Annotated in this window: 18 protein-coding genes and 2 tRNA genes; 5 read left to right on the forward strand and 15 right to left on the reverse strand. The window is 56.6% G+C overall.

Annotated features, from left to right (window positions below; translation table 11 throughout):
* Positions 1–591: 591 nt before the first annotated feature.
* The 12 genes from DWX39_RS07690 to purB form a co-directional block, all read right to left on the reverse strand.
* Entirely contained in the window at positions 592–1,389 is a 798-nt protein-coding gene (locus tag DWX39_RS07690) for a TraX family protein (protein ID WP_117759178.1), read from the reverse strand.
* Positions 1,390–1,582: 193 nt separating this feature from the next.
* Positions 1,583–1,658 (reverse strand) — tRNA-Lys (locus DWX39_RS07695).
* A 28-nt stretch (positions 1,659–1,686) separates the two neighbouring features.
* On the reverse strand, positions 1,687–2,967 hold the full coding sequence (locus tag DWX39_RS07700; protein WP_117637906.1) for an aminopeptidase: 1,281 nt from the start codon (positions 2,965–2,967) through the stop codon (positions 1,687–1,689).
* An 89-nt stretch (positions 2,968–3,056) separates the two neighbouring features.
* Complete coding sequence (locus DWX39_RS07705; protein WP_117759180.1) at positions 3,057–3,632, reverse strand: hypothetical protein; 576 nt, start codon at positions 3,630–3,632, stop codon at positions 3,057–3,059.
* Positions 3,633–4,511, reverse strand: a complete 879-nt coding sequence (locus tag DWX39_RS07710) for a phosphoribosylaminoimidazolesuccinocarboxamide synthase (RefSeq protein ID WP_117759182.1) — start codon at positions 4,509–4,511, stop codon at positions 3,633–3,635. It lies immediately after the preceding gene.
* A 118-nt stretch (positions 4,512–4,629) separates the two neighbouring features.
* Positions 4,630–6,195: a cell wall metabolism sensor histidine kinase WalK gene (locus DWX39_RS07715; protein WP_117759184.1), complete on the reverse strand. Its 1,566-nt coding sequence runs from the start codon at positions 6,193–6,195 to the stop codon at positions 4,630–4,632.
* An 11-nt stretch (positions 6,196–6,206) separates the two neighbouring features.
* Entirely contained in the window at positions 6,207–6,929 is a 723-nt protein-coding gene (locus DWX39_RS07720; protein WP_006236208.1) for a response regulator transcription factor, read from the reverse strand.
* A gap of 153 nt (positions 6,930–7,082) precedes the next feature.
* A complete protein-coding gene (locus DWX39_RS07725; protein ID WP_117759186.1) occupies positions 7,083–8,294 on the reverse strand; it encodes a twin-arginine translocation signal domain-containing protein in 1,212 nt (403 codons plus the stop codon).
* Positions 8,294–8,557, reverse strand: coding sequence for a TIGR03905 family TSCPD domain-containing protein (locus tag DWX39_RS07730; protein WP_117735816.1), 264 nt, complete (start codon positions 8,555–8,557; stop codon positions 8,294–8,296). Before DWX39_RS07730 ends, DWX39_RS07725 begins: the two co-directional genes overlap by 1 nt.
* Before the next feature lie 113 nt (positions 8,558–8,670).
* Positions 8,671–10,470 carry a diguanylate cyclase gene (locus DWX39_RS07735; RefSeq protein ID WP_117759188.1) on the reverse strand — a complete coding sequence of 600 codons (1,800 nt, stop codon included), beginning with the start codon at positions 10,468–10,470 and terminating at the stop codon, positions 8,671–8,673.
* Positions 10,467–11,303 (reverse strand): ABC transporter substrate-binding protein, encoded by an 837-nt coding sequence (locus DWX39_RS07740; RefSeq protein ID WP_117634747.1) that lies wholly within the window; start codon positions 11,301–11,303, stop codon positions 10,467–10,469. The genes DWX39_RS07735 and DWX39_RS07740 overlap by 4 nt, the downstream gene beginning before the upstream one ends.
* 139 nt (positions 11,304–11,442) lie before the next feature.
* Entirely contained in the window at positions 11,443–12,789 is a 1,347-nt protein-coding gene (purB, locus tag DWX39_RS07745) for an adenylosuccinate lyase (RefSeq protein WP_022093797.1), read from the reverse strand.
* Positions 12,790–13,187: 398 nt separating this feature from the next.
* On the opposite strand from purB, the gene DWX39_RS07750 reads away from it, so the two are divergent.
* The 4 genes from DWX39_RS07750 to DWX39_RS07765 all read left to right on the forward strand — a co-directional run bounded on the left by DWX39_RS07750 (position 13,188) and on the right by DWX39_RS07765 (position 18,925).
* A complete protein-coding gene (locus tag DWX39_RS07750) occupies positions 13,188–14,861 on the forward strand; it encodes an RNA-binding domain-containing protein (RefSeq protein WP_117637911.1) in 1,674 nt (557 codons plus the stop codon).
* Positions 14,862–15,321: 460 nt separating this feature from the next.
* The gene (locus tag DWX39_RS07755) at positions 15,322–15,549 is read left to right on the forward strand and encodes a hypothetical protein (protein WP_117634743.1); all 228 of its coding nucleotides are present in this window, start codon (positions 15,322–15,324) and stop codon (positions 15,547–15,549) included.
* Positions 15,549–17,528 (forward strand): N-6 DNA methylase, encoded by a 1,980-nt coding sequence (locus DWX39_RS07760; RefSeq protein WP_117634741.1) that lies wholly within the window; start codon positions 15,549–15,551, stop codon positions 17,526–17,528. Before DWX39_RS07755 ends, DWX39_RS07760 begins: the two co-directional genes overlap by 1 nt.
* The gene (locus DWX39_RS07765) at positions 17,525–18,925 is read left to right on the forward strand and encodes a hypothetical protein (protein WP_117634739.1); all 1,401 of its coding nucleotides are present in this window, start codon (positions 17,525–17,527) and stop codon (positions 18,923–18,925) included. The genes DWX39_RS07760 and DWX39_RS07765 overlap by 4 nt, the downstream gene beginning before the upstream one ends.
* A 203-nt stretch (positions 18,926–19,128) precedes the next feature.
* Here the strand turns inward: DWX39_RS07765 and DWX39_RS07770 are convergent.
* Positions 19,129–19,203 (reverse strand) — tRNA-Gly (locus tag DWX39_RS07770).
* Positions 19,204–19,500: 297 nt separating this feature from the next.
* Here DWX39_RS07770 and DWX39_RS07775 point away from each other — a divergent pair.
* Positions 19,501–22,932 (forward strand): SpaA isopeptide-forming pilin-related protein, encoded by a 3,432-nt coding sequence (locus tag DWX39_RS07775; RefSeq protein ID WP_117759189.1) that lies wholly within the window; start codon positions 19,501–19,503, stop codon positions 22,930–22,932.
* A 66-nt stretch (positions 22,933–22,998) separates the two neighbouring features.
* Here the strand turns inward: DWX39_RS07775 and DWX39_RS07780 are convergent, their stop codons facing one another.
* On the reverse strand, positions 22,999–23,217 hold the full coding sequence (locus DWX39_RS07780) for a hypothetical protein (protein WP_022094153.1): 219 nt from the start codon (positions 23,215–23,217) through the stop codon (positions 22,999–23,001).
* A gap of 21 nt (positions 23,218–23,238) precedes the next feature.
* Positions 23,239–26,436 carry a hypothetical protein gene (locus DWX39_RS07785; protein WP_117759191.1) on the reverse strand — a complete coding sequence of 1,066 codons (3,198 nt, stop codon included), beginning with the start codon at positions 26,434–26,436 and terminating at the stop codon, positions 23,239–23,241.
* Positions 26,437–26,573 lie beyond the last annotated feature (137 nt).

The following is a 26,573-nucleotide window of genomic DNA, read 5'->3' on the forward strand; positions in this document are numbered from 1 at the left end:
GCGGGAATCGCGCACTCCATATTTTGTTCACAAATGAATAGGTCCCTCAGTCGCATCACTGAGGTTAAAACTGAAGCATTGGCTTCTGATATTGGCGATGACCAGCTGGTTTATAGGTGTTAAGGCATCGGTCATCTCTGGAGCGCCACTTTACTCCAAAAGCATCAGCTATTTGTTTCCCGTCGGTAAAAGGCAGGTTTTGTTCGCCAAGCGTTCTTATATATAGAGAAGTTCGGGTTCGAACCCGTGGCGCGGCAACAAAAAAGCGACCAGCCGGAGCCGATCGCTTTCTATTCTATGCTGGATCATCCAGAGGGCGCTTCCGAACTCATTTTCTCGCTGCCATTCATGCTTTCGAAGCATCGTTCGACCTCCACAGCCTCATGTTTTGAGGATCTGCCGTGTTTATCACTGTTATTAATGAGTGTGTGGAAGTGATCCTCATACAGATACGTGCGATCCGCCAGAGAACTGAGAAGCATCTCTCTGCAGCCCTCGTTGCCTATCCTCGCATCTCTCAGGTCTTCCGGAAATTCACAAGCAGTCTTAGGGTCAATTTGTTTCCGTTTTCAGAGACTTGTTTGAGAGTTTTTAAAGACAGTTCAAAACAATAAGTGAGACACCATAAAGCAGAGCAAGATGTGCCGGATAGAAAATGTAGAAGAAATATTTGAGCTTCAGCCCTCGCTTACCATTATAAAGATTGATAAGCAGCAACGAAACGACCGCGGCAGCAACATCAGGATTAAGTACATTAGCTGCAGCAAGCTCGAATCCGCCGCCAACTATATGGCATGACGAAAGGAGCACTGCACATACTGCAGCAAAGAACATCTTGGCCTTGCTGTCGTGGAATAAATAGAATGCAGCCACAAGCATAATGCCATACACACCGCCATCTAGTTTAGTGTATTCAGCTGCCAGTGCTGTCAAAACAATCAGAGCAGTTTCTGCGATGTATCTTTTCCGTTTTGAAAGACTTTGTATCTTTTCCAGAACAATCAAAAAGACCAAGGAAAGCAGGAGCTCACACATAACATTTTGTTGCCGAAGGTCAAATAGTTGCCCGGTTTGGACGAAATCGTATATGGGCTCCGCAATGATTGCGAAGACAAGCATATTTCGCAGGTACTTCTTTAAGTCATGAGTATGCAAAAATCCCTCAACTATCAAAAAGCAAAATAAGGGAAATGCAATTCTGCCAAGAACATGAAGCATATCCGAAGCCTCGCTTAGAATCGCCCACTGTTCGTCTGATATCTGACTGTACGATGCGTGAGTCATGATTCCATTGGTCAGGACGATCCTGCTTACATGATCGAGAACCATCGAAATGGCTGCTATTATCTTTAATGTGCTGCCGCTAATTCCGTATCTATTTGTTTTCATTTCGTATTCCTTACTTTGGGTGGGCCGTCAGGGGTTCAGCCTGCTCCGCAGGCGGCCGCTGCGGCGCTTCGCGCCTTGCGCGCTGCGCTGGCAAACGCTCACGCGTTTACTCAGCTCCGCGCCCTTTCGGGTTCGAACCCGCGTCGCGGCAACAAAAAAGCGGCCGGCATCCGCCAGTCGCTTTTCCATTCTATGGTGGGCCGTCAGGGGTTCGAACCCTGGACCTTGGGATTAAAAGTCCCCTGCTCTGCCAGCTGAGCTAACGGCCCGCGGGTGGCATTGTACCACGGTCTGGGACTATTCCCAACTCCATTGGCCGTTCTGGAAAATCACAACTTCACGTCCATCAGGCGTAATGCCCGTAATATCGATGTCGTCCGTGCCAATCATAAAATCGACGTGCGTGCTCGAGACGTTAACGCCATGCTCCAGGAGCTCTTCCTTGGACATGTCATACCCACCCTCGATGCATTCGGGGAAACCGACACCTAGCGCGAGATGGCAGCTAGCGTTCTCGTCATAGAGCGTATCGTAGAACAGTACGCCACTTTCGCGGATCGGCGTGTTCTTGGAGATGAGCGCGACCTCTCCCAGGTGAGCAGCGCCCTCGTCAGTATCGATGATGCTTGCGAGCGTTGCCTTGCCCACACGGGCATCGTAGTCCACTACGCGGCCGCCCTCGAACTTAATCCAAAAATCGTCGACCTTATTGCCATGGTGGATGAGCGGCATGGCCGAGTAGACGATTCCGTCAGCGCGCATGCGATCAGGCGAGGTAAAAACCTCCTCGGTGGGGATGTTGGGGAAGAAGGGGTGGCCATCGGGCGTCTTGCCCTTGCCGCCGGCCCACTCGTGACCTTTCGTCATGCCAATCGTCAGATCGGTTCCGTTCGAAGCGGTGTAGTGCAGGCAATCAAATTGATTATCGTTTAGGAAACGCAGGTTCTTTTCGAATGCGGCGTCATGGAGTTCCCAGTCGCTCTCCGGGTCCTGGCCATCGGCGCGAGCGGTGTGCAGAATCGCATTCCACAGCTTATAGATTGCAACCTCATCGGCGTCTCCCGGGAACACCTCGTGCGCCCAAGCCACGACCGGAGCGCCGGCGATGCACCACGGATTGATGTTGTAATCCAGTCCACGGCGGAAAACTTTGCACTGCGTATTCCTCGCCTTGGATGCCGCGGCCGGCTTGGCTGGATCGATGCCCTTGAGGGCTGCGGGATCCGCACCCTCGATAAAGATAAAGCAGGCACCGTCCTGGGCCAGGGAATCCAGCTGCAGGCGCTTCCACTCGGGCGTCTGCTCAAAATAGCTTTTATCGACATGCTCGTACGTGAGCCTCGTCACGGCATCATCGGCCCAAATGACCGTCACGTGGCCGGCGCCGGCGTCATAGGCCTCCGCGACCACCACGCGCGCAAACGGCGCGCACTCGACCGGAGACTGAACGACGACTTCCTGGCCGGGCTTGACGTTTACGCCCTTGCGGACGACCAGGCGCGCATAGTTTTTAATCTTGGGCTCCAGGGCCTTCATGCCCTCCAGAGCTTCTTCAACCGTCAGGGCAGCTCGAATCATGTGCCACTCCATCTATCTATAGAACAGTAAAAAGGCGCGCCGCAAAAACGACGCGCCTTATATCTTAGCGATAAGTATGAATGCAAACGCTATTTCTTCTTGGAGTCCTTTTTGTCCTCCTCGGCAGCCGCGCGCTCGATAAGGGCGTTGAGCTTATTGTCGGACATGCCCTCAGCCTGCGTGCGGTACATGTTGCGCAGGGGACGAATACGAACGAAGTCGTAGATAAAGTCACCCAGAATGACGACGTAAGACAAAACGATGCCGACCATCTGGACGGGACTGGACACCATGCCAGCGGGAGCGAAGTACAGCGAGGCCCAAATGGCCACGACGAGCACCATGCCGATAGCGAGCACGGCCCACCAGATGCGGCGGCGCTTGGTGTAGTCCTCATCCTGCTTGAGAAGGATATTCGACACCGTGTAGATGCGATCCTCCTTGGCGCGCTGCTTAGCCTTGCGGGCGCGCTTCTCCTCTTTAGAGAGGCCCTCGAGGTTCTCGCCCTTCTCGAGCTCTTTGCGGCGTGCCTTAGACGAAGCCGGCACGACGCGGACAGAGCTCGCTGCCTGACGGGCAGGCTTAGCAGATGCGGCGGACTTGCGCGCAACCCCGGTAACCTCGCGGGATTGCGTGCGCTTGTTCGTGGCGCTACGGGTACTCACTTATGCGTTCTCCTTCATGCTTGTGAACTGGGAGCCCGTGATGATCTGGAAGGCCTCGCGATAGCGCTCGGACGTGCCATCGATGACCTCGGCGGGCAGGTGCGGGGTCTCCCCCGTCATATCCCAGTTGGCCTTGAGCCAATTGCGGACGAATTGTTTGTCGTAGCTGGGCTGGATCTTGCCCTCCTCGTAGCTGGCAGCAGGCCAGAAACGGCTGGAATCGGGCGTGAGGCACTCGTCGATCAGCGTGACCTTGCCATCGATGACACCAAACTCGAACTTGGTGTCGGCAATGATGACGCCACGGGTCGCGGCGTACTCGGCAGCGGCCTTGTAGATCTTGAGGGAAAGGTCACGAATCTGCGTGGCGATATCCTCGCCCACGATCTCGCAGCAACGCTCGAACGAGATGTTCTCGTCGTGGTCACCGATCTCGGCCTTCGTGGACGGCGTGAACAGCGGCTCGGGAAGCTTGGAAGCCTCGGTCAGGCCCTCAGGCAGCTGGATGCCGCAGACGGTGCCGTTCTCGTCGTAGGTCTTCTTGCCCGAACCGGTCAGATAGCCGCGGACGATACACTCGATAGGAATCGTCTGGGCCTTCTTAACCAGCATGGCGCGGCCGGCGAGGTAGTCACGATACTCAGCAAACTCCTCGGGGAAATCCGCCGGGTCGATGGAAACGAGGTGGTTGGGAACGATGCCGGCAAACTTATCGAACCAGAATGCCGAGATGCGGTTGAGCACCTCTCCCTTAAACGGAATCTCGTCGGGAAGAATGAAGTCGAACGCAGAAATGCGGTCGGTGGCGACCATCAGCAGGTTTTCACCGGCATCGTAGATATCACGAACCTTGCCACGGGAATCCGGACGACGCTCCATCGTTGTCACGTGAGTCACTCCTTACCAAAATACGACAGTAATGCGGGTTCTTTCCCGCACGTTTTCGCAAACTCGGAGCGGCAGGGACGAAACCCCTCCTTCACCGAATAGCGAAAAGCTAGTGCTCCATTGTAGTAGATGCCGCGTCCGCCGTGTGCTCGCGAGGCAGATGAATCGTAAAAGTCGTACCCTTTCCAAGCTCCGACTCCACAGATATGTAGCCGTGATGGCGCTCGACGATCTGTTTAGTCACGGCGAGGCCCACGCCCAGACCGCCCGCCTCACGGGCACGGCTGGCATCGGCGCGCCAAAAACGGCCGAAGATGCGCGACAAGTCATCCTTGGCAATACCGATGCCGGTATCAGAAACGGCAATGCTGACGTGTTTGCGGTCACTGAGCACCGACACCACGACCCAACCGCCCTCGGGGGTGTAGCGCATGGCGTTGCTCATGAGATTGATGACGCATTGTGTGATCATGTCGGGATCGGCTTCGACGACATCGTCGTGACCTTGGGTCTCGTCAGCAAAGCGCAAGCGCAGATCGCGGTCGACAAACAGGCGCTCCTGGGCATTGACGATGGAACGCACGAAAGGAACCATGTCCACCGGCTCAAGGTTGAGCGGAGCCGTGCTGTTTTCCATGCGCGACAGGTCGAGCATCTGCTGCACCAGACGAGCCAGGCGACGCGTCTCGGAAGCAACAGTCTCCAAGTGCTCATCGTCGGTAGGATATACGCCATCCTGCATGGCCTCGACCGTTGCGAGCATGGCCATAAGCGGAGTACGAAGTTCGTGAGCCACGTCCGAGGTCAAACGTTTCTCGTGTTTCATATCCTTCTCGAGCGAAGTGGCCATCTCGTCAAAGGTCTCACCCAGCTGATCGATTTCGTCATCGCCGCGCAAGCCCGTGCGAGCGGACAAATCGCCATCGCGAATTTGTTTGGCCGTGCTGGTAATACGATGAATCGGCTTGGTGAGCATACGCGACATGAACGATCCGATAACGACCGAGATACAGACTGCAACAACCGCGGCAAGGACCATGGCGTTAAAGGTCTTCTCTCTAAACGCAGAATCTGCCTTGGTGAGCAGAGCATCGGAGCCGATGGCCCATAGCTTTACCTGTCCGACATGCTGGCCGGAAGGCGTTATGATTTCGACGTTGGCCACGCTATCGGAGTCGGTGGGCGCCGACGAAACCGGGCTATGCGAGGCCTTTTTACCTCTCGAGCTGCGAGACGCCGATTCGCTCTCGCGCACATCGGCAGTCGCACTTGCCGAAGGCCACGAGTCGTCATAGACAACAACGCCCTTTTTATTGACGACCTGCATGCCCAAATCGTCGGACACCAAACTCGATGTCGCGACCGTGCGCAGCTCGCCCGCAGTCCAATTGCCGTTTTCCTCGTACGACGTCGCAAGCTTTTCGGCTGCGGAATTTGCGATTTCGACGATATTGGAGCGCGTGTAATCCGAAAAGACCGTGCCCCACACAACAGAGACAACGCCCACCAGCACCAATACCGTCATGAGCGATGTCAGAGCAAAAGCAAGTGCCATGCGCGAGGGATAGCTCATCGTTGGCCGTGAATCGGAACGAGGCGTGTTCCAACTAGCCTTGGAACCCGCCTCGCTCTCCTGCTTGTGCTTTTGTCCGATTTCAAAGCGCGCAGGTGTCATATGTGATTTCCCTATTTCTCGTCCGACTTATCGGTCTTGGCCGGAGCCTCGAAGCGATAGCCGACACCGTGGACGGTGTAGAGCCACTTGGGCTTCTTGGGATCATCGCCCAGCTTGGCGCGAAGGTTCTTCACGTGGCTATCGATGGTGCGCTCATAGCCCTCAAAGTCATACCCGAGCACTTTCTCGACCAGCTCCATGCGGTTATACACACGGCCGGGATGACGAGCAAGCGTGGTGAGCAGCTTAAACTCGGAAGCGGTCAGGTCCACTTCCTTGCCCTCGACCAAGATCTTGTGGCCCGAGATATCGATGACCAGATCGCCGAAGTCGAGTACCTCGACGGCGGGCTCGTCGGCCTGATGGGCACGGCGGAACAGAGCGCGAACGCGGGCGACGAGCTCGCGCGGCGAGAACGGCTTGATCAGATAGTCGTCGGCGCCGAGCTCAAGACCGATAATACGGTCCTCGATCTCACCCTTGGCGGTAAGCATGATAATGGGCACATCCGAGGTATCGCGGATAGTGCGGCAAACGCGCTCACCGGGGATCTTGGGGAGCATAAGATCGAGCACGACCAGGTCAAACTGATGCTTCTCGAACTCTTCGATCGCGGACTGGCCGTCGCCGACGCCCACAACCCAGTAGCCTTCGCGCTCGAGATAGGCAGCGACGGCGTCACGGATTGCCTTCTCATCCTCGACCAGCAGAATCTTTTTTGCATCTGAAGCCATAACACGGCCCCCCTGTCTCAATTAGCTAAGAACAAGCCCATTTTAACGCACCTGAGCCCGCCGGATGCCGCTATGACGCGGCAGCTCGGCGGGCGGTACTCACAATTACAACGCGTTTATTCCCCTGTTGGCGCCTTTTTAACCCCTCTAAGCTTAAAGAGAGAATAGGCGTGCAGTGACCGTCTCTGGTATACCCTGGCTGTTGCGCACCGTGGCGTACGTAAGGAATGAGTCCGATTTTCCCGCCGTAGCTGGATAATCGCCATACTCCAAAGCGCGGTCGGGCGACAGCAGCGAGCCATAGGTCTTGGCAGAGGTGTCGATCAGGAAATGCGATGCCTGCACCTTAACAAGGTATTTATTCTTCTTGCCAGCCGCACATGCGAGCGGCTCGCGTGACAGGAAGAGGTACGACCCTCCCTCATTACCGATATACGTGCCCATGTTGCCCAAGCTGCCCACGCCACTATAGGTCGCCTCGATAGAAAACACGAAGGTATCGCCCATATATACGGCCTCGAAAGGCGAGACTGACGAGGGAAGGACTAGCTGGGCACGTTTGGTGTTGTTGCCGTCGGTCAGATCGATTGCCGTTATGCCGTAGTAGACGCCCTCGTCGTTGCGGACACGCGGCGAGATGGTCAAAATGCCGTCGCTCGCACGCGGGGCCGATGCAAAGCGGCCCGTCGATTTCCAAATTGTCTCGGCCTTGGATTCATCAAGCGAGCGACGATAGCAAAACGAATCACTACTCGTTTTATTGCCGCCTGCCGAAGGCATTTTATACCAGATGACCGATGACCCGAACGCCGTAAACAGGGGCGGATCATAGTCCTTGCCACCCCGATCGAGCTCAACCACGTCGCCAGAGAGCGAAGCGCCCGACAGATTTTGAGCGTAGAGCTTCCACGATGAATTGGCAAAGTTCATCTCAACCCACGCAAACACGCCATCGCCGGCGCGGACATCGTAAAACGAATACCCCGCACCTTCGATAGGATCCTCGATGAGCGTCGTGAGCGAGCCGTCGCCCAAGTTGAGCACGCCAAGCGTGTTGGCATGCAGCGCAGACGCCGGGGCCATCATCGCCGCGGCGTAATCGCCGTCGCAGTAGTACAGCAGCGTACCCAAGGGCAATGTCCATGTCGCCATGGGCTCAAGATCGATATCGACGGCCTCATACTCATCCGTAATCGAGACAATCTTTGAGTCGTCTTTGATAACCTGCGGCTCGCCGGCGGCGTCGTCGCTGGTACCCGTTTTCTTTGAGCATCCGGCAAGCACCGTGGCAGCGCCCGCGGCAGTCCCTCCGAGCACAAAGCCGCGGCGCGATATTCCGTTCTTGACGTGGTCGGCGATACTCATTAGGCGATCTCGGCGCGAGCGGCCTCGATAGCGCGCGTGAGCTGATCGGCGCAAGAAGTCTTTTTCATACCGCAGGTATTACCAGCGAGAACCTCGATGACGCGATCGGCAGGAGCACCCTCGACCAGCTTAGAGATAGCCTTGAGATTGCCGTTGCAGCCACCGGTAAACTCGACGCCCACCACCTTGTTGCCGTCATCGGACAGGTCAAGGTGGATATTGCGAGTGCATACGCCCTGAGGCTTGTAATCAAAACTAATCATTGCGTTCCCCTCTCGTAAAGCAATTTCAGACGTCTATTATCCCCGTCCGAACCGATAAAGTATCGCGGGCACCGATTCAACATTCCCCAATGCGCAAACCGGCGGTAGCAATACTAGCAATCTGCTTCCCGAGCGTGAACTTTTCGTTTCTCTTGATACATGTTGTGGTCAGCGATGTGGTACATCTCGGTCAGCGAACATCCGGGTGTCTCTGCCGTCGCGACGCCAAACGACGCACTGACTGTCAGCACCTCATCGCTCGCAGCAGCAAGGCTGAGGCGAAGATCTTGCACCACTTTGCATGCGGATTCGCGATCGGTGTGAGGGCAAATCAGCAAGAACTCGTCTCCACCAACGCGCATGGGTACAAATTTCTCGCCTGCCGTCCGCTTCAATACAGATGCAGTACGCCGTAGCAGCTCATCGCCCATTTCGTGACCGTAGAGATCATTGGTGCGCTTGAGGAAATTGCAGTCCATCATGATCACACTCACGGGCAGGGACTCGTTCACCAGGTCGTCGCCAAGGGACTCAAGGTAATTTCTATTGCGAAGTCCCGTCAGCTTGTCCTGGAAAGAAAGCTCCTCGGCGCGCTTTGTCATCGAGATGTTATGCGTCGCCACGACGACCGATTCCAGTCGACCCTGCTCATCGCGGCGCTGTGGAACAACCTGCAGCGAATACCACGTACCTCGGCAATCTCGTACCTCGGCATCCAAGTACGGCATGCCCTCCATACGGTCCTGAAGCGTGCTTATATCTATTAGCTCCATGACCGCCTCGCGGCTTTCGGGACTCACGATGTCTCGGCAAACCGTTGTCAAAAAGTCATACACCTCGGCGTGCTCGGAAAATATCTTTGCCACCGATGGCGACATGTTAATTCCCTCGATCTCGAGCGTATCGAGATGCAGCAGGAAGGTCGACTCATATATGGAACTGATAGCATTGATGATGCCGAGTTGCTTGTCCTTTTCGGCCAAATTGCGACGATCGGCAATGTTGCGCGCCAACAGCACTACAACCCAAAACGCCAAGCACACCAGCACGCCGGCAGCGATAAATGAAATCCTGCCCGACATGACCTCAGATTTGGGATAAAGCGCAAACAGGCGATAGTCCTCATACGCCGCACGCACGGCATACCAGGTACTTCCCCGATATTCGATACGTGTTAAGCCTTCGTCTTTCCAATCAATTCCGCTATCGGCAAGAAGCCGGGCAAGGGTTAGATCGACATTCGAATCGTTTGAGGAAACGATCTGCATATCGCGCATCACGAGCACCGTTGGGCTCTGATGGAATGTGTTGTTCACGAGCACGTCGGCGATCGTATACGAATAATCATCGGCGGGCTCGGGCGCAAGCGATCGATACCCCAGCGCTACGCCATCACCGTACGGAACAACACTCACGGCAAAGTCGACATCGCGACGCTCAACGACCGTCGAGTAGGACACCTTGGATCCTCGATACATCGATGCGACCGACGAACAGGCCAGCTCCTCTCGCCACAGCATCAGCGGATCGCGACCATCAATATCGTAATGAGCGGCCATATGGCCGTCGGCGTCCATGACCAACATTCCCGAAAGGTGCTCGGTATGGACGTACTCCTCGACGAGGTCATCGTTGACTTCAACGTGATCAGACGGCAAGAACGTCGAAAACGACTCGAGCGCGGCATCCAAATTGTGCGTCGCTTCGGTTTTTCTTCCCTGTTCATATCGGTCATATTTTTCGCAGGCGTTTTTTAAAAACACCATGGTTTCCTGACCAAACCCAAGCGTTTTATCGAGACAGCGATGCGTGCCGACCATATACAGCAGACCCAACAGGACAGCGCTGACCACAACGCAGATAGCCGCGGTGACTAATGCCTTTCGGCGCAAGCGGCGCTCATCATTTGTCATGATTCCGCTCCTTGCCCGTCCGTCGTCGCCCCTGCCTTGTACTTGCCCACAATGCGCTCAATCGTGCCATCTCGATCCATCTCGAACAGCACGGTATTGAGGTTTTTGACGTACTCCCCCTCATAGCCGTCCTTAAACGCGACGCCAAGGTCAACCGTCATAACGTTGTCAGCGAACACGCGGTAAAGGCCGGGATACTGGGCGACAAGTCGATCAAGCGACTGAACGTCCGCCATCCAACAGTCGACATACCCTTTGGCGAGGGCGGCTTTGCAGAGCTCGGCAGAACCGTACGATTTGATTTGCACGTCCGGCGAGATTTCCAGATCCCCTGCGAGCAATCGGCGTTCGCTCACCGAGCCCGCAATCACCGCGATGGTCTTGCTTCCATCGAGATGCGCCAAGGACTTGATGCCGCTCGTTTTCTTGGCGGCAACCGAGACCGGCACGGTTAAATACGGCTCGGTCCAGTAATACTTATCCTCGCGATAGCAGGGAGAATAATCACACCACAGGCAATCGATATCACCGTTTTTGAGCAGCCGGTCGCGATCGTTCCAGTCAATATCGACAAACTGTGGCTTGAGCCCCGCACGCTTGCAGGCCTCGCGGGCGATGTCGATATCGATACCGACGTAATCGCCCGTGGTATCGATATACACATAGGGGTCGTTATCCGTAACGCCGATTTTGAGTACTGGGAGATCTTTGTCGGCTTCATTCGAGGAGGAAGAACTGCTTCGAACGGTATACGTCAGGGCGACCACACAGGCAGCAACAAGGAGCATGAGCGTAAACGAGACAATGGCGACTCGCTTGATACGTCTGGGCACGCTCCTCCTTTCATCGAAACAGCAGTAAAGTTCATTTTATTACCGGGAGCCAATGCGGCAGTGAAAAAAGCGCCTTGCCCAAAACGGGCAAGGCGCCAATGGTTGAAATGCATCCGCAGGCGGTCGAATTAGGTCAACCCTACTCGAAGCTCAGCTGCTCCAGACGATCGAAGACCGTGTCGATGCGGGTGAGGAAGTCCCACGGATCAAAGATCTCGTCGAGCTTCTCCTGGCTGACGGTGCAGCGCGGATCAGCCTCGAGACGCTCCTTAAAGGTGGGGCCGGAGACGCAATCCTGTACCTCGTGCCAGGTTGCCATGGCGTTCTCCTGCACAATGGCGTACGCGTCCTCGCGGGTGATGCCCGTGTCGACGAGGGCCAGCAGGACCTTGGAGGAAAAAATGAGGCCGCGTGTCTTGTTGAGGTTGGCCATCATGCGAGCGGGATACAACTGCAGGCCGTCGATAACGCGGATGAGGCACTGGAACATGTGGTCGAGCGCGATGAAACTATCGGCCTGGGCGACGCGCTCGGCAGAGGAGTGCGAAATGTCACGCTCGTGCCACAGGGCGACGTTGTCGAAGGCAACCTGCGCGTTGGCCTTCACGACGCGCGACAGGCCGCAGACCTTCTCCATGGTGATGGGGTTGCGCTTGTGCGGCATGGCGGAGCTGCCCTTTTGACCCTTGCGGAACGGCTCCTCGGCCTCGAGGGTATCGGTCTTCTGCAGATTGCGAACCTCGGTAGCGATGCGCTCGCAGGTGGCCGCCGTGGTGGCAAGAACACCGGCGAGATAGGCGTGATGGTCGCGGCTAATAACCTGCGTGGACAGCGGGTCGTGAACCAGGCCCAGGTGCTCGCAGACATACTCCTCGACAAACGGCTCGATGGAGCTGTAGGTGCCGACAGCGCCCGAGATGGCGCCGAAGGCAACATTCTTGCGGGCGTCCTCAAGACGATCCAGATCGCGCTTGAGCTCCCAGGCCCAAGAGCCAAACTTCATGCCGAAGGTCATCGGCTCGGCGTGGATACCATGAGTGCGGCCGGCACAGAGCGTATTGCGCTCCTCAAAGGCGCGACGCTTGCAAATCTCGCCGAGCTTCTTGACGTCCTCGATGATCAAGTCGCAGGCCTGGGTGAGCTGGTAGCACAGAGCCGTGTCGCCCAGATCGGAGCTGGTCATGCCATAGTGAACCCAGCGGCTGGGCTTGGGGTCGCCCTCGGGAACATCGGCATCGATGTATTCCTTCATGTTGGTCAGGAAGGCAATGACGTCGTGGCGCGTGACTTCCTCGATCTCATCGACCTTCGCCTTCTCAAAGTTGGCATGATCGCGGATCCACTGGGCCTCGTCTTTGGAAATACCGATCTTACCGAGCTCCGCCTGGGCCTCGCAGGCCAGAACCTCGATCTCCTGCCAAATGGCGTACTTGTTCTCGAGGGAGAAGATGTGTCCCATCTCCGGGCGGGTATAGCGATCGATCATAGCGGCTCCTTTTTGGTTATTGGCACGTTGGTCGTAACCCAACCATTGTACCGTGCGCAGGTGCAAGTATGGGCAGCAGGCATGAACCTAACATTTTGGAATTGGAGCGGGCAACGAAGATGGACAGCAGCGTCACCGCAGCAGGCGGCAATAGTTCCGTGTACTAATGTAATTTCACGCGTTATCCGCGAAGCTACATGCGAAATTACATTAGAAGAAGACACATTATTTTCCGTTTCCCCTGGCAGCTAATCTGCGAGGTAAATTAAAAGTACAGACATTATATGCACTGAAATATATGACCTTACAGTCGGCCTACAGCCTTATGCACGGGCGGCTAATGTAACAGGAGATATAATTACATTAGTTGCGGATAAAATTACATTATATGGAGTGTCATGATACGGAAAACGAGCGAAATGCCCTCCCTACTTCTGCGCATCATTGCAGACGTCGAGACCGAGGTCGTCGAATACAAGGCAGCAAAGCAGAACTATGACTTCGAGGACATTGGCAGGTATTTCTCCGCCCTCAGCAACGAGGCCAATTTACGCAAGGCAGAGTGCGGATGGCTTTTCTTTGGCATTTCAAACGACCGCAAGATAAAGGGAACCGCCTACCGTAAAGAACCCCAATCGCCAAGTGTCGGCCTGCGACGCCTAAAGCACGAAATCGCCCAATACACCAACAACGGCATGACTTTCGAAGAGATTTACGAGTTTGAGGTTGATGACAAAAGAGTCATTGCTTTCCAGATACCGGCTGGCAGCTTCGCAACGCCAACGACTTGGCACGGAATCCCTTGGTCACGAGAGAATGAGTCCCTCGTAGAGATGCCCAAGTTCAAACTCGACGCCATTTACGGGCAGAGCCGGCCCGACTGGTCGCGCCAGATTGCCTACGAGGCAAACTTCGGTGACCTTGATCCAGATGCAGTTAGCTTTGCATGCTCCAAATTCGTCGAAAAGTTCGGAGAAAGCCAGCCTGCCGTTAGTAGCCTCGACGAAGAATCTATCCTTAGCAAGATGGCGCTTGTGATCCACGGCCACGTGAGCAATGCGGCGCTCGTTCTTCTGGGCAAACCGGAATCGAGTGTCTTTCTGGGTGGCATTGAGCCGCGCATCACTTGGACGCTCTACGCGAGCGACGGCTCCACTATGGCCTATGAACACTTTGAGCCGCCCTTCATTCTGCAGGTCGATCGTATCCTGGGAAAGATAAGAAACGAAAAGTATCGCTTCTTCGACCGCGAAGAGACGCTATTTCCCACCGAAGCGCATCGCTACAGTCCCGAAGTCATTCGAGAACTTCTCCACAACGCTATTGCGCATCAAGATTTCAGGATGTCAGGAAAGATCAATGTCCTTGAGTATGAGGACAAGCTTATATTCAAGAACGAGGGTGCCTTTATCCCCGAGACGATAGAGAACGCGCTCGCGAGCGGCTACAAGCCGCCCTACTACCGTAACCCCCTGCTTTCAAGCGCTATGAACAAAACAGGCATGATGGACCGCAACGCCATAGGCATTCGCAACGTCTTCGATATTCAGCGCAACCGCCTATTACCAATGCCCACCTACGATCTATCTGAGATTGGGCGCGTTGCCGTAACGCTGTACGGTACGGTTCTCAACGAGGACTATTCTCGACTTCTCGCAAGCAATCGAAATCTTGATTTGGTGACAGTACTGCTGTTGGACCTCGTTCAGAAGGGACTACCCGTCACAAAGGAACAGTCACGTCTGCTTCACGAACAAGGCCTCGTTAGGGGCCGTTACCCCAAACTGACGGTCTCAGCCGAGGTGGCAGCAGCCACCGGTGCCCACAGCGAGTATGTGCGAAACAAGGGCGTAGACAATAGCGTCTTCAAGGAGTTGATCTTGGAGCTCCTGCGCGTGCGCCCATGTTCAAGAGCGGAGATTATCGCAGGGCTGGATCATGCCTTGCCGGCAGACCTTACGGCAAAGCAAAAAGGCGACCATGTAAGCTATCTGCTCCAAAGCCTACGGAAAGCTGGCCGCATCACCAACGCTGGAAGCACTTCGGCAGCTGAGTGGCACATAGTCGAGTGATATGGCTCGCGATTTCGATTCTGCCAAACAGGCACATTCCAAGCCAAGTTCGCAACTAGCCCAGAATGTGCCTGACTACCAGTCGTGATAGGACGCATCCTCCGTCGTCTGGCATCGCGCAGCGTCAGGCAACAGCGCATATGGTTGATCCAACTGAAGTCGACATCCAATCGGGCATTGCAACCTTGCGAGACGGCAGTCTCATACAACAAAAATAGTTCCCTGCCACTCCATGCACGAGCGGCAGGGAGCGCTCATGGCGGATCATTTCTCAAGCTCCACCTTCCTCAACCGTAAAAACGTCCAATGTCTTAGAGGCCGTTTTTACATTTGTTGGCTTCTATTTCTTTAATTAAAAATCATCCTTTACCTGCTGATTCGTGATATTTTGCTTGTCTACATATAGGTGTAGACCTATACTAATTCCTATTATGGCTAAGCTATGTCCTTGGGAGGTGCCATGCCGTCAGAAGCTCAGAAGCGAGCCGATCGTAAGTACAAGCACGACAAGACCCAGCAGTTCTGTCTGCGGTTCTATCCCGCCGAAGAGGAGATTTGGTCATTCCTCTCCGCACAGGAAAACAAGCAGGGATTTCTTAAAGATTTGATTAGCCGCGAGATGGGCGTCGCATCGGGCGGCCCCGCACGCGTTGATACCAACACCAAGGTTGGAAGGACGGAATCGTAATGTCGCAAGTGAGCAAGACTTCGGTCATCCAGCCGGAGACTATACTGGACTTCATCGACGGCGTGACGCAGCGCAGGGACACCCCCGAGGAGCGAGTGCGCCAGGAAATCCTAAAGTCCCTCGTGCGTGAGTACGGTTACAAGAAGGAGCAGATCGGGGTCGAGGAGTCGATCAAGTTCGGCAGCAACCGAAAAGCGGTCGACGTCGCCATCTGGGAGCCGGGAAAAGCGCACACCCAGGAAAACATCCACATCATCGTCGAGTGCAAAGACCCCAAGACCAAGGCCAAAGGCAAAAAAGACGGCGTAGATCAAATGCACTCCTATGCGTCTGCCTGCATGAACTCGACCTATGGCATGTGGACCAACGGCGACGAGTTGCTTACCTTCCGTTACGTGGTGGACGATGCCGGCAAGCGCGGCCCCGAGGCCGTGCCCGATCTGCCACATGCTGGTGGCGAGGTACCCGACGACGCGCCGCGCTTCGACCAGTTGCGCCCCGCCGCCAGTGACTCGCTGCTGTACTCGTTCCGCCGCTGTCACAACTACATCGCCGGAAACCAAGGCATCCAAAAGGCCGAGGCATTCCTTGAACTGCTCAAGATCATCTTCTGCAAAATCCAGGATGAGCGCGACTCCGAGACGCCAACGTTCTACATCACGCCAACCGAGCGCCAGGGCGCCGCGGGTAAGAAGAAGTGCCGCAAGCGCATCGAGGCACTCTTTGGAAACGTCAAGCAGTCGTACGAGACCATCTTCAAGGCCGACGAGCGCATCGCATTAACCGACGATGTGCTCGCCTACATCGTGGCGCAGCTGCAAATGTATTCCCTGCTCGAGAGCGACGTGGACGTTAAGGGCCACGCGTACGAGACAATCGTGGGCTCCAACCTGCGTGGTGACAAGGGCCAGTTCTTCACGCCGCGCAACATGTGCCACATGATGGTGCGGATGGTCGACCCGTCCGAAAACGACGTCATCCTCGACCCCGCCATGGGCACCTGCGGCTTTTTGGTCACGGCCATGAATTACGTGCTTGAGAAGATCAGAGACTCCGTCGAGGTGAGCGGGCGCAGCAAAGCAGCCAAGCAAGAGGCTCTGATCGCGCGCAAGCGCGAGTTCCTGTCCAAGCATATCGTGGGCATCGACTTTGATCCCATCCTAGTGCGTGCCTCCAAGATGAATATGGTTATGAACAACGACGGCACCGGACAGCTGTTCCACGCCAACTCGCTCGAGCCGTTCTCGGGCTTTGAACCCAAACTGCAAAAGGCGCTGCGCCTGGACGCCGCCGACATTGCGGCAAATAAGGCGCTGCAGCCGGGGCACGGCGTTACGGCGATTATGACCAACCCACCTTTTGGCTCCAAGATTCCTATCGAAGACCCGGCGATTCTGGAATCCTTCGACCTTGGACACACCTGGTCGTGGTCCGAGGAAGATGCCGAGTGGAGCATGGAACCCAAGCTCTTCTCATCTCAGCCGCCCGAGATCCTCTTCATCGAGCGGTGTATCCGCCTGCTTGAGCCCGGCGTGGGTGTGGCGGCGCTCGTCATTCCCAACGGCATCCTGGGCAACCCGGGTCTGGGCTACGTGCGCCAGTGGATTTTGCGCCATGCGCAGATCCTGGGTTCGGTAGACATGCACCCGGATGCGTTCCAACCCAACGTGGGCGTGCAGACATCCGTCCTTGTGCTGAGACGCTGGGACAGTGAGGAAGAGGCATACTGCAAGGACGGTACCTTCCAGGATTACAAGATATTTATGGCCATCTGTGACCACGTAGGGCACGACAAGCGTGGTCAGACCACCTATGTACGCGACGATGACGGCTACCCCATTGTGCAGGAGCAGACCACCGCGGTGACGGGCAACGTGGGCTCCGAAGAGGAGAGCAGCCACACCTCGAAGGAGCGCGTGGTGGACGACGAGACGATGGCGATCGCCGGCGCCTTCTTTGAATGGAGGCGAGACCAATGACGATCGCGCCTTTGGTGAAGAGCGTCCGACTTTCCACCGTGCTGGGCGGCGACGTGAGGCTCGAGGCGTCAACCTACCTGCGCGACGGGTACGGCTTCGTACGCCTTGCCAACCAGTGCGACAACCACAAGAGGCTCGGTGACCTTACCGACATTTGGCAGCCGAGCAGACTGACGGGGTATACCGTGCCGGAAGGCAAAGGGCTACCCTTCTTTACCGCCGGCCAGGTGTTCGAGGACTTTCCCCGAGTGAGGAAGTGGCTCGCCGCGCCTTTCGTGCCCCAGGCTGATTCTAGATTCGTCAATCAGGATTGGCTGCTGCTTTCGCGCTCGGGCGTGGTGGGCAACGTTACCGCCGTGTACCCGCATCACCTGAACAAGGTCATCACGGACGACCTGTTGCGCATCGAGCCGAAGGACCAAGACGAGTACGGCTGGCTCTACGCGTATATGAAGACGGACTTCTTCAAGCAGATCGCACGAGCGTCTCAGTACGGTCACATGATCAAGCACATCGAGGTGGCCCACGCCAACGAGTTTCCGGTCATCATGCCCGATGCGGCCACGCGCAAAGCCATCGGCGACAAAGCTGCCGAGGCTGTGCGCCTGCGCGGCGAGGCCTGGAAGCTGCGGGACGGGGCGTTTAAGCTGTTGGAGAAGGAGGTCGGTATTGCTTGTGAGGCAGAAAGTCCTGCAGGAACATGCGTGGTGAGTTTATCCAAAGTTATTGACAACAGATCGCGCCTTGATGCTGACAGTTATGCCGGCTCTATAAGCGCCGTAGACTCATTGGTTGACGTAATGGAGTATGCGCCACTTGCTGAACTTGTAGAGGACGTCGAAGAGCTTCCTCGCTTCAAGCGGTTTTATGGCGATTCCAACGTTCCCTTTGTGGGTGTGTCCGAGGTCTTTGACGTTAACACTCAACCGACAAAATTTGTTTACGCCAAGCTCATTAAAAACTGGGAGCGTTACATCCTAAAGCCGGGAACTCTCGTCATGGCATGTTCTGGTCAAAAGTACGGCATCCTAGGACGAGCTCTTTTGCTCACGGAGAATCATGAGGGAATGTTTGGCAGCAACCATCTGCTGAGAATCTATCCCGACGTTACAAAGATTCGAACTGGCTACCTGCTTGCTTTTCTGAACAGTCCCACCGTTGGCAGGCCGTCGGTCGTTCGTTGCGCATACGGAACCTCGGTGCCTCAACTTAGCCCTATCGATATCAAAAAAATTCGCGTTCCCCGTCTTGGCGCGGACGTCGAATCTGCCATCGCCGACCTTATGGACAGGAGCGTGAGCACCTCGGCCAAGGCTGACCAACTTGAGAACGAGGCTACCAAGCTGGCACAGGAGCAGGTCGATATCGCCATCGAGAAGGTTGTCTCCAACACCTAGTGAGGCGACCTTTTAACCGCCGTTAAGCCTATAGCCTCAACACAAACAAAATGCAACGCGTATCGTAGTAAGTTGGTTAACGGCATAGTGTGAGAATTCACACTTGGACATTTGATTAACGCTCGCACCCTGTCGGGTTCGAATCCCAGCACTTTATTGAAAAAAGCACGGCACCGTGATGGTGCCGTGCTTGTGCTCTTAACTGGAGCGGGCAACGGGACTCGAACCCGCGAGTGTCAGCTTGGGAAGCTGATGCCTTACCACTTGGCGATGCCCGCTTGTGTGTTGGCTAGTATAACGCGGTTGTCTTGTTCGATACAAGGGTGTCGATGCTTGTTTTAGCTGTGGAGATTCGTTTGGAAAACATGTCAATTGTGGAGACGAGGACCTTTGACCTCCTGTTCTCCCTATCTTCTACCTGCACTTTTATCTGATTGTTGTATTTGGGCTCGATTTGTCAGAAATCGGGCAAGCTTTTGGTCAGCTTCTGGTACCTACCCGCATGAACCATGGCGGTAGCCTCATCCCAAGCGCCGCGGCCTCCCCGTGCGGCGCACGAGGGATAAGGAGCAGCCATGTCCAACGCACCCACGCACTCTGTCCACAGCGCAATCGCAACAGGTCCGCTGCTCCTGCTCCTCTTCCTGCTTTTCGGCTGCCTGGCACCGGGAGCCGCATTTGCCGTCGATGGCTACGACCAGCTCGGCTTCCGCACTATTAGCGATGATTGTGGGCCCTTCTTTATCGGCAAGTATGAAGCTCAAGACGCCTCGATTGCCTACTGCATGAACCAGGAGCGCCCCGGCCCCACCAAGCCGGGCGGCCCATGGCTCAACTTTGATCAAGGCTGGGTGTGGCTCGACGACGAGTTCGCGGCAATCGTTTGTCACGGATATCCTACCGCCACGTCGTTTGGCGCTTACCATCTTTCACCCGATCGCGCCCGCGCCGCCACCCAGCTTGCCGTATGGATGCTCAACGGCACTACCCATGTCGACGGCACCTACTCCTACACGACCGCTCAGGGCAAAACCAAGAGTGGGCACTTTACCGCCGACGATGAAGTCGTGGCGGCTGCGCGATGGCTCCACGACAGCGCAAAATCAGGAAGCATCAAAGCCGCTCCGCACCGCGCGCGGCGCTATTTAGGAACCGTATCGGGCGGCAGCAAACGTCAAGACATGCTCTATGTACTGCCGACGGTCTCTGTTTCCTTCCAAAAGCAGTCTGCAAACGCTGCCATTACCAGCGGAAACAATACCTATGAGTTTGACGGGGCAACATTCGATGTTTTTGAGAGCGCCAGCGGCGCGCGTGTCGGCACCGTCCAGATGGACAGCAACGGTCGAGCGCAGGCAGTACTTCTGCCCAACACGGCATACTACCTAGTTGAAACGAAGGCGCCGGCCGGCTATGTCCCCCGCCACGATCGTATTGCCTTTACCACGGGGAATGACGGCGGGCGGGTCGCCATTGATGAACAACCTGGCACCATTACCTTGCGCATCGCAAAGCTCGATGCCGCGACGAATGCAGGCCCCCAAGTTGGAGCTTCGTTCGCAGGAGCAGAATTCGTGTGCGTATCACAATCAACCCCTGGATGGGCGCAAATCCTCACGACCGACGAAAGCGGTCGGGCCACTCTCGCCGATGTCCCCTTAGGAACCTTTACCATCTACGAATCAAAAGCCCCCGAGGGCTACCTGCCATCCAACGACAGCTGGACCTATACCGTTGGAGCCGACCAGCTCGGCGATTCAGGCGTGGTCGAGATCGAATCTCGCGTTTCCGATATCCCCATTGCGTTTGACCTTGAGATTTCCAAATTCAAGGACTACGGCAATAGCGACCAATCCGGCCTGGAGCAGCCGGCGGGAGGTGTTGTCTTTGAGGTTGTCAGCAACAGCTCTCAGCAGGTTGTTGGCACACTGACCACAAACATCTATGGCTTTGCCTCCACCAAAGATCAGTCAGAAGCATGGTTTGGCGCAGGCAAGCGACCCGCCGGTGTCCACGGAGCCATCCCATACGACCGCGCCGGCTACACGGTTCGCGAGGTTCCGGAAACCGTCCCCGAGGGTTTTAAACGTGCAGGGGAATGGACCGTCGGGGCCAATCAGATTTCCGACGGCGCCGAGCTTCAATATATCGTGGACAACCACGCTCTGTCGACGCATCTCCAGATTGTAAAACGCGATGCCCAAACAGGCGCTTCTGTTCCACTAGCCGGATTCACCTTCCAACTCCTCGACAGCAATCACGAACCTGTCTCACAAACTTGCTGGTATCCAGCACATAACGTAATGGACACCTTTACGACTGACGCGACCGGGACCGTCACACTGCCCGAATCGCTCGTGCCGGGCACCTATTATGTACGCGAAACCTCGGCCAAAGAGCCCTATCTTGTCGGCGAAGAGATCAAGGTAAACATGCCCGCCGACATGAACCTAACGCCCGTTGCAATCGCCTCGTATTATGACCACGCCGCGACCGGAAACATCAGGATCGTTAAAACCGATGCCGTAGACGGCAGCAGCCTAGCGGGCGCCATCTTTGAGATCCGTGCCTCGGGTGATATCGTGCGCCCCGACGGTAGCATTGCCGCGCTCGACGGTGAGACTGTTGCTACCGTCACAACGGATGAAACTGGAGAAGCACGCGCGGACGACCTCCCGCTGGGATCTGGCACCGCACGCTACGAGGTTGTCGAGACTCAAGCGCCGGCCGGCTTCCTGCTCGACCGAACGCCCCATATCGTAGACCTCGCTTATGCCGACCAGAAAACGCCCGTTGTGGAAGCACGGCTTAACGTATCCGACGATTACACTAAGGTTGATATCTCCAAGGTCGATGCAAGCGGTGAGCAGGAAGTGGAAGGCGCACAACTCACCTTATATGGTCCCGATAAAACCGAAATAGACTCCTGGACCTCATCCGACAAGCCGCACCGCGTCGAACATCTTGCACCCGGCACCTACTCGTTGCGCGAAATGATGTCTCCGCGGACCTATGACCTTGCCGAGGAGATAACGTTTGAAATAAAGGATACGGGAGAAGTCCAATCTGTCGCGATGAAGGATGCGCCCATCGAGATCAAAGGACAGGTCGACAAGCGTCAGGAGCTTGTCCAACCTATCGGGAAGGGTCTGCTGGCCAACGGCGATGGTAAAAATCGCGCCGCAACGCAAACCAATACGGACGGACTTTTCTCCTATACCATCGACGCTCGAAACGATTCAGCTACCCGGGTTGATGAGTTCACAATTACCGATGATCTTGAGTGTGCCAAAGACGGCACGGCGAGATTCGTCTCAATCGAAACCCCCGTCGCCATCGGCGACCTCAACGGTCTGTGCAACGTGTGGTATCGCACGACGCCGTTGGACTCGACAGACGTCGATGGGCCGGCAAACGCGACGCTTGACGATGGGCACGAAAATCCTTGGCTTGAGTCCGACGAAGTAAAAGAGAGTCTGGGTGAGGATTGCCGCCTCGTCGATTACGACGGCTGGCACCTCTGGAAGGCGGATGTCTCGACCACGGAATCCACCACACTCGAGGCGAAAGAACTTGACCTTGCATCCAATACCGTCGTAACGGGCATTCGCATTGAATACGGTGCAGTAGCCGCCGACTTTACGACTCGAAGCGATGTGGATTCTTGGACCCGTGATGATCTCAAAGATGAGCACGACGACCTTGACGATGCCAAAGCAATCCTTGGCACAGACGCTCGGGGCGCAGCCGTGCACATGCAGGCAACGTCGGCTTATACGCCCCAAACCGCACTCACCAACAGCGCGCGCGTCGATCTTTGCCGCAACGGCGGCGGCGATAAACTTGAGTCACATGACGAGGACCGTGTCATTCAACGCTGTACCCTACCGCAGGACCTACCGGCAACAGGATCAGTTCCCATCGCCGCCTGCATCACCGCGCTTCTGACCTCGGGTGCCGCAGCCTTATGGTTCGCTCGCCTTAGGTCGATCCCAGAGAAGCGCTAGCGCGATAAAAAAGCGGGCGAGCCAGTCCCCCGGCTCGCCCGCTTTCAATCATGTAAATCGCCGTATCTACTCTGCAGACGAAGATCCACCATCAACGATTGCCTGCTCGGACTCAGGAATCCCATCGGCACCCGTGCTCTGTTCTTGCTCCACCTCTTCGCTGATTGCGGAGGCGGGGGTCGAGCCCTTCGCACCCACGATGTAGGCAGCCCCAAATCCTAACGCAATGGCGATCAAGGTCAAAATCACGTAGACAGGCCAATGGCGCTTAATATACGAAAACACGTTGACTCCTTAGAGCTCCGTCTACGAACGGCGGATAACCTCGGTCACGACCTCGGATACCGTGGCAATGTTCGTCGGGCTGACATTGTGGGGCAGGTCGTCCTCGGTACGAGCGCAAGCCAGGCGCGTGCCGTCCACGCCGGCGATGGTGAGGGCTCGGCGGCTCGCCTCGAGCGCGGCGTAGGCATCGGTCTTGGCATAGGGCATCTCGAGCGCGCCACAATCGACATGGAACGACTTGCACACCTTGCTGACCAGGTTCATGATGCGGCGATCGCCCTTGAGCAGCTGCTGTTCGCCCTCAACCGTCACCACCGAAAGCCTACCGGCGCCGACGGATTCAAGATTGATGAAGAATACGCCGCGGAGCTTATCGCGATGCGAAGCCAAGAAGGCCTTCATACCGGCGCCATCACAATCCGAGGCGCCCGTTGCCACAAACCAGATATCGTGACCGAGCAGCTCATCGTCACCCATAGAGGCGACAGCCGAGAGCATATCTTCGGAAGAAGCGCCGTCGGAAGACGTAGCGCCGCCCTTCCAGCCATCGTTATCGTCCTCGAAATTATCCCACGAACCGATGCCGCGACCGGACTTCTTGGCATCGTAATCGTCTTCGACGCCCAGCCAATCACTCATGCTGTCCTGTTCGTTTTTCTTTTTACAACCGAACAGGCCGCCCAGGCCGCGCTTGCGAGACTTGGGTGCCGCCGGGGCGGGAGCCGAAATGGTCTCGATCGGCTGAGCGCCCGACGCAACGGGCATAGGAGGCGCAACGGGTGCCGATGTGGGTTCGGGACCCTGAGCGGTAGCAAAGGGGTCGTTGACCTGTGCGGAGGGGTCGGGAAGGTCGAACAGCGACGTGCGAGACGCAACGTTTGCCTGCTTCATCGACGGCAGCGACGGATCGGGGACCGAAGCCAGCGGAGACGAGGAAGGTGCAGGCGACGGAGCTGACGCCGGATCGGGAACATTCATCTGCGGACGCGGCGATGCCTGGGAGGAAATCTGGGCCATAAGGGAATCGACCGTTTCGTCCTGGGTGGGAGCAACATCGGCAACCGTGGCACCGGAACCACTCGGGGTCGGCATGGTGAAAATCTGCGTGGAGTAAGGCCTCGACTCATCTGTCTCGGGAGCCTCGGAAACCGCAGGCACTTCCTCCTGCTCGACCTCGGTCGAATCATCTTGCTCGGCTGTTGCGTATTGCTCTTCGTCAGAGTTGGCCTCGACGGGCTCGTCCTCGGCGGCATCTTGGATTGCGGCAGCATCAATAGGCTCGTCATCGTCTGCCGCATCGCCCCGCTCATCGGAAACAGGAAGGGACTCGGCAATCGCGGTGCCTTGCTTTTCAAACGTTATCGTGGAATCGAACTGCGCGGCATCAAACGACATGGTGCTATCGACGTGCTGCTGAGCCTCGAAAGACGTCGTCGCCTCAACAACATCCGTGGACGCCGGTTGCTGGGACTCAAAGGACGTTGTAGCTTCGGCAGCGTCGACGGGCACGGACTGCATAGCCTCGTTCTGCTCGAGCTCTTGCGCCGCGCGCTCACGTGCCGCCTCGGCTGCCTGCTGCTGAGCGATAGCCTCCTGCTCGGCAGCCTCGCGTGCGGCAGCGCGCTTCTCCTCGAAATCGTCGACAAATTTCTTGCCCTTTGCAAGCGCACCCTTAAAGAAGTTGGAAGCACTGGCGCCAATCGAAGAGAACGCGGATGCAATATCGGCATGGGGCGTTGCCGCGGGAATCTCGGCCGAAAAATCAGTATCGCTCTCGTAAGACACGCGCCTCGGCTGTTCAACGTAATCGTCGTCAGGCTCGTCCGCAACGTCTTGCGCCGGCGCGGCGGGGGCCAAAATGTCCAGTCCTGCCGCGGGATCGATCGCGGACACCGCCTCGGGCTCGGCAACGGCAGCGGTAACCGCGGCAGACTCATCATCCACGGTGACGGCGGGCGCAGGTGCAGTCACGACGGGGGCAGGCTCGGGCTCAAACGTCGGCTCCTCGCCCTCCTCGTAATCGAGCGTGCAGGACTCGGGAAGCATCCCGAGCGCACGGATGGCATCCGAACCAAAGCGGATGTTGCCGGCGGCATTGCGATAGAGCTTGGGCTCGGGCTCGGCCGCGACAGGCTCCTCCGCCGGCTCGGCAGCGGAAACCTCGTCATTGAACTCTTCGGCCTGGACAGCCTGATTCTGATCCTCGGGCACGATGGCGCCAATCAGCGTCTCGTCGGCAGACGCACCCTCAAAGCCCTCGATCTGCTCGTCGAAAGCCTCGCCCTGTTCGGGCTCGGTCTGAGCGTCGGGAGCAATCGGCTGACCGAACTCGTCCTCGGCGTAGGTAGGCTCTTCATACTCGATGGTGTTGCCGTAGTCGTTTTGCTGTTGGGCCGCGGCATACTCCGCTGCTGCGCGCGCCATCTCCTCGGCACGACGCTTCTGCTCCCCAAAATAGGTATCGAACGGAACATCGTCGGGAAACTCGTTTTCGCCCTGGAAGGGAGCAACGTTGTCCATAACGCCGAGCATAGCGGCGACAGAAGACTTGTTGCACACTGCGCCGGACGTATAGGGAAGCACAAAACGGTTAGAAATGATGTTTGCCGCGTTGGCGAGCGCAACGAGGGAAGCGAGGATCGCGACAATCCACAGCAGAACCTTGAGCGCGCCGGGGAGCGGCAGGATACGCAAGATGGCAACGGCAGCAGGGGCAACCGTGGCAACGGGCAACAGCTTGGCGATGAGCGCACGATACGAAGCATAGGGCTCGCGGGCGAGCAGCTCAGCACGGGGAGAGTCGTAGTGTGCGACAACGACCACCGGGCGGTTGCGCGGAGACGCGAGCGGGCCCGAGGCCTTGTGGTAGGCGATGACATTTTGGCTCACGCCCGTCTTGCCCAGGCGCGAAACCACGGGATGGCCCGTGCGCTCGAGCACGTAAAGAACGGCACCGACAATGGCCAGCAAGGTGCCGACCAAGCCGATGCCGCCGCCGATGCCCATCAGCAGGGCGCCGGCAAACGCAAGAATACCGGTAACGGCAAATGCCAACCTGCTGGGCGCCGGGGCATTGAACTCCTGAACCTCGGGATCAAAGCCGTGGTTGCGGAAGATCTGAGCGATATCCTCGGCAGCCAAGCGCTCTTCTTCGCTGCATGCCGGCGTAATGCCGGTGTTCTGCAGCAGGTGGTTAATATAGTTCTGGGTGTTCGCCATGTGCGCTCCACATCCATAATCCGACAAATAGGCCCAATGCATGCACATTAGAACCGTATATAGTCGAAAGTATACCCCGAGCGAGCGCAAACGACCGAATTCGGGCCATCTTAACGCCCCGAGCGGACAAGGATATA

Origin of the sequence: Collinsella sp. AF19-1LB, assembly GCF_003459655.1 — a bacterium.
Lineage (GTDB): Bacteria > Actinomycetota > Coriobacteriia > Coriobacteriales > Coriobacteriaceae > Collinsella.

Coding starts and splice junctions, on each gene's coding strand:
- DWX39_RS07690 (WP_117759178.1), bottom strand. CDS start 1,389: ATGAAAACAAATAGATACGGAATTAGCGGCAGCACATTAAAGATAATA.
- DWX39_RS07700 (WP_117637906.1), bottom strand. CDS start 2,967: ATGATTCGAGCTGCCCTGACGGTTGAAGAAGCTCTGGAGGGCATGAAG.
- DWX39_RS07710 (WP_117759182.1), bottom strand. CDS start 4,511: ATGGAGCGTCGTCCGGATTCCCGTGGCAAGGTTCGTGATATCTACGAT.
- DWX39_RS07715 (WP_117759184.1), bottom strand. CDS start 6,195: ATGACACCTGCGCGCTTTGAAATCGGACAAAAGCACAAGCAGGAGAGC.
- DWX39_RS07720 (WP_006236208.1), bottom strand. CDS start 6,929: ATGGCTTCAGATGCAAAAAAGATTCTGCTGGTCGAGGATGAGAAGGCA.
- DWX39_RS07725 (WP_117759186.1), bottom strand. CDS start 8,294: ATGAGTATCGCCGACCACGTCAAGAACGGAATATCGCGCCGCGGCTTT.
- DWX39_RS07730 (WP_117735816.1), bottom strand. CDS start 8,557: ATGATTAGTTTTGATTACAAGCCTCAGGGCGTATGCACTCGCAATATC.
- DWX39_RS07735 (WP_117759188.1), bottom strand. CDS start 10,470: ATGACAAATGATGAGCGCCGCTTGCGCCGAAAGGCATTAGTCACCGCG.
- purB (WP_022093797.1), bottom strand. CDS start 12,789: ATGATCGATCGCTATACCCGCCCGGAGATGGGACACATCTTCTCCCTC.
- DWX39_RS07750 (WP_117637911.1), top strand. CDS start 13,188: ATGATACGGAAAACGAGCGAAATGCCCTCCCTACTTCTGCGCATCATT.
- DWX39_RS07755 (WP_117634743.1), top strand. CDS start 15,322: ATGCCGTCAGAAGCTCAGAAGCGAGCCGATCGTAAGTACAAGCACGAC.
- DWX39_RS07760 (WP_117634741.1), top strand. CDS start 15,549: ATGTCGCAAGTGAGCAAGACTTCGGTCATCCAGCCGGAGACTATACTG.
- DWX39_RS07765 (WP_117634739.1), top strand. CDS start 17,525: ATGACGATCGCGCCTTTGGTGAAGAGCGTCCGACTTTCCACCGTGCTG.
- DWX39_RS07775 (WP_117759189.1), top strand. CDS start 19,501: ATGTCCAACGCACCCACGCACTCTGTCCACAGCGCAATCGCAACAGGT.
- DWX39_RS07785 (WP_117759191.1), bottom strand. CDS start 26,436: ATGGCGAACACCCAGAACTATATTAACCACCTGCTGCAGAACACCGGC.